This is a genomic window from Shimia sp. Alg240-R146 (genome assembly GCF_947331465.1).
Taxonomy (GTDB): domain Bacteria; phylum Pseudomonadota; class Alphaproteobacteria; order Rhodobacterales; family Rhodobacteraceae; genus Shimia.
Genome location: NZ_CAMZOK010000001.1, coordinates 1,420,739 through 1,432,682 on the forward strand (window position 1 = coordinate 1,420,739; position 11,944 = coordinate 1,432,682).

Below are 11,944 nucleotides of genomic sequence, written 5' to 3' on the forward strand. Positions count from 1 at the left end.
TCGCGTTTGACTATGCGGGGCGGTTTACCATTGCGCGGGGCATTTCGGAAAAGACCTCGTTGCCGCTCTCGGTCAGGATCACGATTTCTTCCAGCCGCACGCCGAATTGGCCCGCCACATAGATGCCGGGCTCGATGGAAAAAACGTTGCCGGTCTCCAGCACGACATCGGATGTCGCGGTGATGTATGGCGGCTCGTGCACGTCAACACCGAGGCCGTGGCCGGTGCGGTGCAGGAAAAGGTCCCCATAGCCGGCGTCCGTGATCACGCCGCGTGCAGCACCGTCGATGTCGCGGGCTTTGGCGCCGGGTTTGGCGGCGGCCACTGCGGCCTGAACTGCCAGTTCCACAACTCCGAAAACCTTTTGATATTCTTCGCTTGGCGTGCCGAAGAAGCCGCAGCGGGTCATGTCAGATGGATACCCGTCAAGGCGACAGCCCGTGTCGATCAGCACTGCCGTATCACGACCCAGATTGGTGTCGCCGGTGTGGTGATGCGGGAAGGCGCCGTTGGCGCCAAAGCCGACGATCGTGAATTCTGGCGTGGCGCCGTTGGCCTTGTAGTGGGCGCGGATGATGTCTTGCACGTCGCGCTCTGTCATGCCCTCGCGCAAGCTATCAAAGGCGATCCGAACGGCGTCGTCGTTCAACAGATGTGCAGCCTTAATTGCGGCTTTTTCGCTGGCGTCTTTGCGGCTGCGCAACAGGCCAACGGTGTCGTCGGTAAAGCGTCGGTATTGCGTCGGTAACGCGTCGGTGAGCCGGAAGGCAAAATCGGCGCGCATGGTTTCGTCGATGACGATGGAGGGATCTGTGAGCACGTCGGTGCCAAGGTAAGCCAACAGATCCGCCAAAGCCTCGGCCGGGCCTTCGTCATCGCGCCAGGTAAAGAACGGCAGGTCTGTCATTTGGGCTGCACTGTCTGCGTTGAGAGATGGCATCAGGAAGCCTGCTTTGTCACGGCTCACCAGCAGCATCACCGGACGCTCGTCGCCATGCGGGTTGACGCCGGAGAGCCATTCCATGTGGGTCGACGGACCAAGTGCCACGAGGTCGGTGTTGGTCTCGGCCATGCGGGTGCGCAGGGCGTCCATGCGGGTGGTGAAGATGACGTCAGGCATTAGGGGCTCCATTGAACGATCATTCAGTTGTCGCGCAACTGGGCGTCCAGCGCAATGGGGGGTGAAATCTGCGGGTGAGAAATTGCCGCAAGGGCACTGTTAGCGCTGACAGGGGGCAGGTAGTTTGCTAGAGATGAGGCAAGCAGAGGAGGCAGCCCGATGAAACGTTCCCGCATCAATGAGATCATGTCTGAGGCGGATGAGATGATCCGTCACTATGGCTTTGTGTTGCCGCCTTTTGCCAAGTGGACTCCGGAAGAGTTTGTCGCCAACAAAGACGTGGCGCGTCACGTGATTGATGCGCAATGCGGCTGGGACATTACGGACTATGGCGACGGGCGGTTTGATGACATGGGGCTGTTTCTGTTCACGCTGCGAAACGGCCTTTTGGCGGATTTGCGACGCGGCGGTGGCATGTGCTACGCCGAAAAATTGCTGATCTCCCGACAAGACCAGCTGAGCCCGATGCACACCCATGTGATCAAAGCCGAAGACATCATCAACCGGGGCGGCGCGACGTTGGTGGTGGAGCTGTTTGGCAGCGATGATGCCGGGAATTTCGCGGAGGATCGCGGTGGCGTTGTGATGTGCGACGGACTCAAGCGGCCTTACGCGGCAGGAGAGAAATTGCGGTTTGCACCGGGAGAAAGCTTGACCCTGATGCCGGGCGATTGGCACGCGTTTTGGGGTGAGGGAGGCGACGTGCTGATTGGGGAGGTGTCGACCGTGAACGACGACAGGACCGACAATATCTTTCGCGCACCCATTGGCCGGTTTGCGGACATCGACGAAGACGTGGCGCCGACACATTTGTTGGTGAGCGACTACGAGACGTGGTTGGCCTAATTATATTTTTGGAGCGTTTAAGCCTTGTCGGCGCCAAGAGCTGCGTTTTGTTAGTGGATTGGACAATTCCAAGATTTTTCGAGATGCACATGTATAGGTCGCAAACCGAGATTAACTGCCTTCTTGTGGGCTTTCCGAACCGGATGCCCAGATAAAAAATGTCAAAAAATTCATTTGTTTCAATCTGGGATCGGGCTAGGCTCGTACAGCGTGTTAGATGTGTTTTTGGCACACGACTATTTTTGCGGCCAATTCACCGCGTGTGTATTAATTAGGGAGACAGAGATGATGGACTTTTCCGCTTCTAAGGCAGTGAGGGGGCTCGCATTGGCGACTGCGGTGCTGACCTCAGGTGCCACGGGCCTGTTGGCGCAAGACAGCCCGAATATTCTAGTCATATGGGGAGACGATGTCGGCAGATCCAACATCTCCGCCTATACGATGGGTATGATGGGATATCGCACGCCCAATATCGACCGCGTTGCCAACGAGGGTATGATTTTCACCGATTACTATGGTGAGCAGTCGTGTACCGCTGGCCGGTCCTCTTACATCATGGGCCAGTCTGTGTTTCGGACCGGTTTGTCGAAAGTGGGCCTACCCGGTGCGGACCTTGGGATGCAGGAAGAAGACCCGACCATCGCCGGTCTGCTGAAGGCAGAAGGCTACATGACCGGTCAGTTCGGCAAGAACCACCTAGGCGATCAAGATTCCCATTTGCCGACGAACCACGGTTTTGATGAATTTTTCGGAAATCTCTATCACCTGAACGCAGAGGAAGAGCCCGAGAACGAAGATTATCCAGGTGATACAATTTTGGCAGATGGCCGCACCTTTCGGGAAGCGTTTGGTCCGCGTGGTGTGATCAAATCCTCTGCCGACGGTGAGATCGAAGACACTGGTCCGTTGACCAAGAAACGTATGGAAACCGTTGACGAAGAAACCGTCGCGGCCACTATTGATTTCATCAAGCGTGCTAATGAACAGGGTAAACCGTTTTATGTTTGGTGGAGCGGAACACGAATGCACTTCCGCACGCACGTAAAAGACGAAATGCGTGCAAAAGCCAATGAAATCGTTGGTAAAACGGTGGATGAGTACACCGCCGGTATGATCGAACATGACATGCATGTCGGGCAGTTGCTGGACGTGCTGGACGAGCTTGGCATTGCCGACAACACAATCGTGCATTATTCGACCGACAATGGGCCACACTACAACACCTGGCCGGATGCCGCATCGACGCCTTTCTTTGGTGAGAAAAACACTAACTGGGAAGGCGGCTGGCGTGTGCCATCGATGGTGCGTTGGCCCGGAAAAATCGAAGCGGGCGCGGTTTCCAACGAAATCATGCACCACATGGATTGGCTGCCGACGTATCTTGCAGCAGCAGGTAATCCAAACATCAAGGAACAGCTGAAAGAAGGCGGTGTTCAAGCTATTGGGCGTGAATACAAAGTTCATCTGGACGGCTACAACTTCCTTCCGCATCTGACCGGTGAGGAAGATGCTGGCCCGCGCGACGAGATCTTCTATTTCTCGGATGACGGTGATCTGACGGCGCTGCGCTATCAGGACTGGAAGATGATCTTCCTTGAGCAGCGCCAGTACACCACTTTGCGTGCTTGGGCTGAACCTTGGACCGAACTGCGCGTTCCACTGGTCTTCCACCTTCGTCGCGACCCTTACGAGCGCTCTTATCGCACGTCCAATACTTATTATGATTGGTTGATTGACAGGGTTTTCCTGCTGGTACCGGCGCAGCAATATGTGGCGCAGTTCCTGGCAACTTTCCAGGAATTCCCACCGCGTCAAAAAGCAGCCAGTTTCTCGCTTGAGCAGGTCATGGACCAAATGACCCAAGCGGTGGGTGACTGATCTAAAAATGTTTTGGCGGCCCCTGATTGGGGCCGCCTTTTTTTGTTTGTTTACGGGACTATTGGAATGGTTATGCCAAAACCGCTTTTGACCGCTTTGGGCTGCGTCGGATTGTTCATTTCTCAGCCATCATATGCGCAGCAAACACCCCCCAAACTTGTTTTGCAGATTACCGTAGACCAGTTGCGCGGCGATCTGATCGAACGCTACGGCGCCGAATTGGGCGGCGGCGGGTTCAACCGTCTGCGCGCGGCAGGGGTGACCTATGTGAATGCCCACCATCGCCATGCCAACAACGAAACCGTCGTGGGCCACACCACGCTTTCAACCGGCGCGGATCCTGCGATGCATGGGATGGTTGCCAACCTCTGGTATGACCGCGAAACCGGCAGTCAGTTTTATAATGTTCAAGACGCTGATTACCCTTTGGTGGGGGCGGCCGGCATTGACGCGGGCAGCGAGATTGACCCGACACAGCGCGCCGCGACCACGGATGGACGCTCCCCGGGCAATATTCTGGTGAGCACAATCGCGGACGAAATCCAGATGTTTTTCGGCCCCAAGGCCAAGGTTTTTGGCGTTTCAGTCAAAGACCGTGGCGCAATCGCCATGGCGGGCCACAGTGGGCAGGCCTACTGGTTTTCCAAAGCCGAAGGGCGGTTTGTCACTTCGACGTTTTATCGTGACGACTACCCGCAATGGATGCAAGACTGGAACGACAGCGGCAAGGTTGGCGCTTATGCGAACACTTGGTGGACGTTGCGCGACGCGCGCGACACTTATCTGTTTGGCGAACGCGATGATCAAACGTGGGAGACGGATTTCCCCGGATATGGGCGGATTTTCCCGCACGACTTTGGACCGGCTGACAGCAAGTATTTTACCACGCTCCTGACGCTGAGCCCTGCGGGGGATTCCCTGACTGCTGATTTTGCCAAGACGCTGATGGATGCGGAAGACATTGGGCAAGATGACATCACCGACTACCTTTCGGTCAGTTTCAGCTCCACCGATTACGTCGGCCACATCTTTGGTCCTTCCTCGCTTGAGGCCGAAGACAACATTCGCAGGTTGGACGACACGCTTGCTGATTTTCTGGCGCATGTAGATGCCAAGGTGGGGCTGGATAACACGCTCGTTGTACTGTCCGCTGATCATGGTGCGCCAGACCATCCGGCCTATTTGGCGGAACATGGGATTATGGCCGACACCTTTGATTTTGAACGAACCGATATGCAGCCCGGGACAGTGCGGTTGCGGGCAAAACTGGGCAGCACCGGTGGGCTGGTGCGTAATTTTTCAAACCCTTACGTTTATCTGGATCGCAGGGAAATCAGCAAACAGGGGCTTGAGTTCGCCACCGTCGCCGACGAATTGGCCAAAGAGCTGGCGCTGTTGCCGGGGATCGCTCGGGCAATCCCGAGTTGGCGGTTGCGCGATGCCAAACTCGGCGACGATTCCATCTCGCAAGCTGTAAGGGCGAACTTCCATTCAGATCGGTCTGGCGACATCTACATTGTATTTGAGCCGCATTGGTTCATTGCAGATTTTGATGGTCTGACCGTGGCCAGCGCGCATGGCTCTCCGTGGGCGTATGACTCCCATGTTCCGATCATCGTCGCAGGCCCGGGCATCACACAGGCTCGCGTTTCGCGGCGGGTGGAAACCGTGGATGTGGCCGCCACCATTGCGACTTATCTTGGTACAAAACTGCCCTCCGGCGCCTTTGGTGCGCCGCTGGTCGAAGTCTTTCCCTAAATCCGCACGACAGCAGGAGTAAGCGCATGTCCCCCCTTGATCAGATCGCAGCCCTGCGTACGCGTATGGGCGAAAGCATTATTGGCCAACGCGACGTGATCGAGCGGTTGATTATTGGATTGCTGGCAAATGGCAACTTGTTGATTGAAGGTTTGCCCGGGCTCGCAAAAACGCGCGCGGTCAAGGCTTTGTCCACCAACCTTGAGGCCGAATTTTCCCGCATCCAGTTTACGCCTGATATGCTGCCCGCTGATGTGACCGGCACCGAGGTGTATCACCAAACGTCGGAAGGCGCCGAGTTCCGCTTTGAGGCCGGACCGATATTTGCCAACGTTGTTTTGGCGGATGAGATCAACCGCGCCCCTGCGAAAGTGCAGGCCGCCCTTTTGGAAGCGATGGAAGAGCGGCAGGTCACGGTTGCGGGAACGACTCACAAAATGCCCCCGCTTTTTATCGTGATGGCGACACAAAACCCGATTGAGCAGGAAGGCACATATCCATTGCCCGAAGCGCAGATGGACCGCTTCCTGATGCATGTCCAGGTGCTTTACCCGTCCGTTGAGGACGAGGTGGAGGTGATCCGGCTGGTGCGGCGCGAAGAGCAACAGACGCATGACAAAAGTGGAGCAACGGCACCCGAAGCGATTGCGCAGGACATCGTGTTTGCAGCACGGGCCGAGATCGGCAAAACCCACGTATCGGACGCGATGGATCGGTATATGGCCGATCTGGTGCAAGCAACGCGCACGCCGGCCGCGCTGTCGGAAGATCTTGCACGGTGGATCGATGTGGGTGCCAGCCCGCGGGCGTCGTTGGCCTTGGACAAATGTGCGCGGGCGCATGCGTGGTTGCAAAGCCGGGATTATGTCGATCCGGTGGATGTGCGCGCCATTTTGCATGATGTATTCCGGCACCGTTTGACCTTGTCGTTTGAGGCACAAGGCGACGGTGTGTCAGCCGATCAGGTGATCGACGAGATCGCGGCGCAAGTCGCTTTGCCCTGAGGCGAACGCATGGCCGAAAAAACACGAGATTTTGATCCAAGGATACACGCCGATCACGCCCACCTGCGACGGCTGTCAGGCGCCGCGCGGGGCTTGTCTTTGCTGCCGCGCCAACCGGTGCGGTCTGTTTTGAACGGGCGGCATACATCGCGGTTGCGGGGGCGGGGACTGAATTTCGAAGAGCTGCGGAATTACCAAATCGGGGATGATACGCGCACCATCGACTGGAAAGTCACAGCGCGTACAGGCAGCCCTTATGTGCGGGTTTATACCGAAGAACGGGATCGGCCGGCCTTGTTGGTGGTTGATCAGCGGATGAGCATGTTTTTTGGCAGCCAACACACGATGAAATCGGTGACTGCCGCAGAGGCTGCGAGCTTGGCTGCATTTCGTATTCGGGCACAGGGTGACCGGGTTGGCGGCATCGTGTTTTCTGATGAATCCGTCGCAGAGTTACGGCCCAAAGCGTCCGACATGGCGTTGAGCCGGGTTGTGTCTGCTATTGCCGATGCCAACTGTGCGCTGCGGGCGGACCGGATTGTGGCGCAGTCCATGCCGCTTAATCGCCCGCTGGAAGCGGCCGCGAGGATTGCCACAACCGGCAATCTTATCTTGGTGTTCTCTGACTTTGCCGAAGCGGACGGCAAAACCGAAAGCCTGGTGCGGCGCATGGCGGCGCACAACGATGTGATGCTGTTTCCTGTGACGGACCCCACAGAAAGCCGTTTGCCGGATGACCTTCGCATGGTGGTTTCGGACGGGCAGTTGCAGGCGGATTTGAACCTTCGCGAGGGCGAGAGTGCGGCCCGTCTTGGATCGTTCACGCGTGGGAGGGTGGCCCAATCTATCGGGTGGGCCGGCAAATATCGCATTCCGGTTCTGCCGCTGACCACGTCTCGCGACACGGTGCCGCAAATGCGGGAGCTGTGGGGGCTTAGAGGTGGTGGGCGCTGATGGCGGATACCCCTGACACCGATGGGCTTGGCCTTGTTGATATGCTGGACCTGCTCAAGCCGGTTCCGGAGCCCGAGGCGATTTCGATGATGCCGCAAACGCAGGGATGGATCTGGTTGGCGGTTGCGGTCGTGATCGTTTTGATCTGGGGCTGTGTGATTTTGGTTCGGCGTCGACACGCGTCTGCCTATCGCCGCGAAGCGCTTGCAGAATTGCGCTCCGCCGCGGCAGATCCTGTGAAGATGGCGAGCATCGTGCGCCGTGCGGCGTTGGTGGCTTTCCCGCGCCGGCAGGTTGCGGCTTTGGTGGGGCAGGATTGGGTGCGGTTTCTCAATGGCAGCTGCCCCGACGCGCCTTTCACGGGCAGCGCAGCGGAGGCATTTGTTGCGGCGCCTTATCAGCAAAACCCGCGCGCAAACCCCGAATTGGAGGGACAATGCCGTGTATGGCTGAGGACGCATAAAGCAGGGGCGGTGAAATGACTTATGCGCTGGCCTTTCCTTGGGCTTTTTTACTTTTGCCATTGCCGTGGTTGGTGTGGAAATTTGCGCCGCCACATCGCGAACAAAGCAAAGCCATTCGCATCCCGTTTTTTCGGCAAGTGACCGAGGCAGCAGGCGTCGAGGCCAAGGCGGGGGCTGCGGTTTTGGCGCGGCGGCGGGTGCAAATTGTGGTGGCGGTGCTGGCTTGGGGGCTGCTCGTGCTGGGATTGGCACGGCCTGAACAATTGGGCCAACTGACCACGATTGAAAAGGCTGCACGGGATCTGGTGGTAGCGGTTGATATCTCCGGATCGATGGACGCGCACGACATGAAAAGCGACGACGGGAGCCCGCAACAACGCCTTGAGGTTGTCAAAGACGTGGTGGGAGAATTTATTGAGGCGCGCGCCGGCGACCGTGTGGCGCTGATTGTGTTTGGCACCCGCGCTTTTGTGCAAACGCCCTTCACCGAAGACCTTGCGGTGGTGCGCGATCTGCTTGACGCAACGACGGTCGGCATGGCGGGTCCGGACACGGCAATTGGCGATGCCATTGGCCTTGCGATCCGTACTTTTGAAGCGTCCGAAGTGGAGCAGAGGCTCATGGTTTTGCTGTCTGATGGGGCTGATACATCGAGCCGCATGTCGCCGGTGAACGCGGCCGAAATCGCCGCAGACAGAGGCGTGCGCCTGTTTACGGTTGGGGTTGGTGATCCAAAAGGTCGTGGAGATGATCGGGTTGACTTGCAGGCATTGGACGACATCGCGCAGCGCACCGGCGGGGCGTTTTACTATGCCACCGGCAAGGAAGGTCTGCGGGATATCTATGACGAGATAGAACGGTTAAATCCGCGTGTCACGGAGACGCTGAGCTTTCAACCCAAGCGCCCGCTTGCGTGGATTGCGTTTGGCAGCGCGGCGGCCTTGGCGGTGTTGACGTTGTTGGGTTTGCTCGGGGTGGGATTTCGGAGGGCCAAAGCATGATGGATGTGTTTTGGGACGCTGTGAGCGCGTTTCGGTTTCTGCGTCCGGCGGTTTTGGCGATGCTGCTGCCAATCGGTTTGCTTTGGTGGGGCATTCGGCGACGAATGGTGCGACCTGAGCAAGCGACACAGGGCATGGCACCACATCTGGCGCGCGCCCTGACAGTTGGCGAAGGTGCAAGCCAGCGTATTGTGCCGATTGACGGCGTTGCGATGTGCCTGATCCTACTTAGCCTTGCTGCGGCGGGGCCGTCGTGGAGTCGTGTGCCCAATCCGTTGCTGGCACAAACCGCGCCGTTGGTTGTCGCGCTGGAAGTCAGCCGGTCGATGGAGGCGCCGGATTTGCCACCCAGTCGGCTTGAGCGGGCGAAATTCAAAATCCTTGACCTTGTGCAAGCGCGCGCAGGGGCGCGAACGGGGTTGATTGCCTATGGTGGAACAGCCCATCAGGTGGCGCCGCTCACCGAAGATCCGAATGTGTTGCGTGTGATGTTGGAGGCTTTGTCGCCCGCGGTCATGCCGACGCCGGGGGAAAACGCGACCGACGCGCTTGCGCTGGCAAAAGCCGCTTTGGAAAGCAACCAGACGCCCGGCGCGATCTTGTTTGTGCTGGACGATTTGAGCGCGACGGATGCCCCAGCTTTCGCCGCAGAGATGGAGGCCGATGGCGTGCCGGTGATCTTTTTGGTGGCAGCACCAAAAGGCGAGGCGATCGGTGCTTTGGAACGGCTACCCGGCGCCACGATCGTACCACTGAGCGCGGATGACGCGGATGTCAAAGCCATAGAGCGGGCGACGGCTTCGGCATATCGGGCTGCGCTTTTAGGAGACGAGCGTCTGGAGTGGGATGATCGGGGCTGGGTTTTCGGCTGGTTGGCGATGCCGCTGTTGCTGATTTGGTTTCGGCGCGGATGGACGATGCGCTGGGCGGTTTATGTTTTGCTGTTGGGGGGGGGCATAGCGCCGTCACCGGTGCGGGCAGATGTGCTGGATTGGTTTTTCACGCCGGACCAGCGCGGCATGATGGCCTTTCGCGATAAGAACTATACCGACGCGGCGGAGTTGTTTCAAAACCCGATGTGGCGTGGCTATGCGCTCTTCAAATCGGGCAATTATGAAGAGGCCGCCGAGCATTATGCCCGCATCGACACGCCAGAGGCCGCATTTGCCGAGGGCATGGCGCGCCTTAGAAACCGCCAATACAGGCCTGCGATTGCAGCCTATGAGAAGGCTTTGACATTGCGTCCGGATTTCGCTGAGGCCGAATGGAACCTGCAGGTCAGTCGCGCAATTCTGGAATATGTGGAAGCGACGCGTGAAGCAGGCGACACCGGCGAAGAAGCAGGCATCGGTGCGGATGACGTTGTGTTTGACAATGAAGCCAAACGTGGGGCGCAGACGGACTCGGATTTTTCCGAACAGGAAGATGCGCCGGCGCCGATGCAGACTGCCGAGCAGTGGATGCGGTCGGTGGACACCGATATGGGGGATTTTCTGCGCACCCGATTTGTGCAGGAGAATGCCGCGAGGGATCAGCCATGATCCGCGTGTTGTTAGCCCTGTTGATGTTCGGATTCGCCGGCGAAATCCACGCGCAGGACACGTCTCAGCCGCCGGTGATCGTGCGTTCGGTGTTGCCCGAGGAAACGCCGGTTGTGGGTCAGGCGATACTTCTGAGAGTGACGGTTTTGGTGCCCACATGGCTGCCGCAGCCGCCGCAATTCCCGTCACTCGAAACTCCGAACCTGATTGTGCGCTTGCCATCGCGCGCCACCAATCCGGTCAGTGAAACCATTGAGGGAGAAACCTGGTCGGGTGTCAGCCGCGCCTATCGCCTCTATCCTATGGTGCCTGGCAGGTTTTCGGTTGCCCAGAAGACAGTGAGCGTGACCTATGCCGACCCCAAAACACGCGCGCCGGTCTCAATAGACGTGCCGTTAGAGCCAATTGCCTTCGAGGCAACGGTCCCAAAAGGCGCCGAAGCGTTGGACCCCCTGATCGTCGCGCAAGGGCTCACGTTAACGCAAGATTTTGAGGGCACCGACGGGGTGCTCAGTCAAGGCGATGCCGTCACGCGCAAGGTCACAGCCAAGATCACAGGAAGCTCAGCCCTTTTCTTGCCCCCGCTGATTGCGCCGATTGCGGGGGACGCAGCGCGCGCTTATTCCAAAGAACCCGCGGTGTCGGAAAGTGAAGATCGGGGCGTGCTGTCCGGCACACGAACCGAGACCACCAGCTATGTCGCGCAATTCGGTGGCGTGCTGGAACTCGCCCCGATCGCAGTGCAGTGGTTCAGCACCGAGACGAACAAGGTCGAAACGACGCAACTGGAGGGCGCAACGGTCAAAATCGATGCGCCCACAGCGCCACTGGAGCCGGTGATCAGCCGACGGCAAATTGTAGCGGTTGTGATCGTGTTGGCCATTTTGGCGGCGACGCTGCGCATTCTGCAGCGGTTTGTTGCGCCGCCCGTGATTGCGGGGATGCGGCGCCGTCGGGATCGTCGGCTCAGCAGTGAAGCCTATGCCAGCTCATTGGTATCCAAGGCGATCCGCGCCCATGATCTTTCACGGGTTTATCGCGCATTGCCGCTTTGGGAGACACGCTGCCCCGGTCAATCCGGACACGGCTTGAAAATCGCCTTGGCGGCGGTTGGGAAGGGACTTTATGGCAATGAAGCAGGCGACACCCGCGCATGGCGCGCACTGTCCGAAGCCTTCGATGCAGACCGCAACAGGCGACTGGCGCGGTCGCGACCTGGCGCTTTGCCACCGCTTAATCCGACTTAGCCGCATGCAACGCCAGAAAAGTTTCTCACTTTGTTTGCCAATGCGAGCTTTGCGTCCCTTTCATGCTAACGCATAGTTTGCGAGTGATTGAATTGACCTCCCGCGACGCCAAACAGGCGATGCTCAAAGCC

Annotated in this window: 10 protein-coding genes; 9 read left to right on the forward strand and 1 reads right to left on the reverse strand. The window is 58.3% G+C overall.

Features of this window, described 5'->3' with window-relative positions; translation table 11 throughout:
• Positions 1-10: 10 nt before the first annotated feature.
• Complete coding sequence (locus tag PG871_RS06860) at positions 11-1,120, reverse strand: M24 family metallopeptidase (protein WP_270727580.1); 1,110 nt, start codon at positions 1,118-1,120, stop codon at positions 11-13.
• Positions 1,121-1,279: 159 nt separating this feature from the next.
• Between PG871_RS06860 and PG871_RS06865 the strand changes: the two genes are divergently transcribed.
• The 9 genes from PG871_RS06865 to PG871_RS06905 all read left to right on the forward strand — a co-directional run bounded on the left by PG871_RS06865 (position 1,280) and on the right by PG871_RS06905 (position 11,813).
• Entirely contained in the window at positions 1,280-1,966 is a 687-nt protein-coding gene (locus PG871_RS06865) for a D-lyxose/D-mannose family sugar isomerase (protein WP_270727583.1), read from the forward strand.
• Between the two features lie 288 nt (positions 1,967-2,254).
• The gene (locus PG871_RS06870) at positions 2,255-3,844 is read left to right on the forward strand and encodes an arylsulfatase (RefSeq protein WP_443020480.1); all 1,590 of its coding nucleotides are present in this window, start codon (positions 2,255-2,257) and stop codon (positions 3,842-3,844) included.
• A gap of 66 nt (positions 3,845-3,910) precedes the next feature.
• Positions 3,911-5,602 carry an alkaline phosphatase family protein gene (locus PG871_RS06875; protein ID WP_270727587.1) on the forward strand — a complete coding sequence of 564 codons (1,692 nt, stop codon included), beginning with the start codon at positions 3,911-3,913 and terminating at the stop codon, positions 5,600-5,602.
• Positions 5,603-5,628: 26 nt separating this feature from the next.
• Positions 5,629-6,606: an AAA family ATPase gene (locus tag PG871_RS06880; protein WP_270727589.1), complete on the forward strand. Its 978-nt coding sequence runs from the start codon at positions 5,629-5,631 to the stop codon at positions 6,604-6,606.
• Between the two features lie 9 nt (positions 6,607-6,615).
• Complete coding sequence (locus PG871_RS06885; RefSeq protein WP_270727592.1) at positions 6,616-7,560, forward strand: DUF58 domain-containing protein; 945 nt, start codon at positions 6,616-6,618, stop codon at positions 7,558-7,560.
• Entirely contained in the window at positions 7,560-8,042 is a 483-nt protein-coding gene (locus PG871_RS06890; protein ID WP_270727594.1) for a DUF4381 domain-containing protein, read from the forward strand. Before PG871_RS06885 ends, PG871_RS06890 begins: the two co-directional genes overlap by 1 nt.
• A complete protein-coding gene (locus tag PG871_RS06895) occupies positions 8,039-9,025 on the forward strand; it encodes a VWA domain-containing protein (RefSeq protein WP_270727596.1) in 987 nt (328 codons plus the stop codon). Before PG871_RS06890 ends, PG871_RS06895 begins: the two co-directional genes overlap by 4 nt.
• Positions 9,022-10,566, forward strand: a complete 1,545-nt coding sequence (locus PG871_RS06900) for a vWA domain-containing protein (protein WP_270727598.1) — start codon at positions 9,022-9,024, stop codon at positions 10,564-10,566. The genes PG871_RS06895 and PG871_RS06900 overlap by 4 nt, the downstream gene beginning before the upstream one ends.
• Positions 10,563-11,813, forward strand: a complete 1,251-nt coding sequence (locus PG871_RS06905) for a hypothetical protein (protein ID WP_270727601.1) — start codon at positions 10,563-10,565, stop codon at positions 11,811-11,813. Before PG871_RS06900 ends, PG871_RS06905 begins: the two co-directional genes overlap by 4 nt.
• Positions 11,814-11,944: the final 131 nt, after the last annotated feature.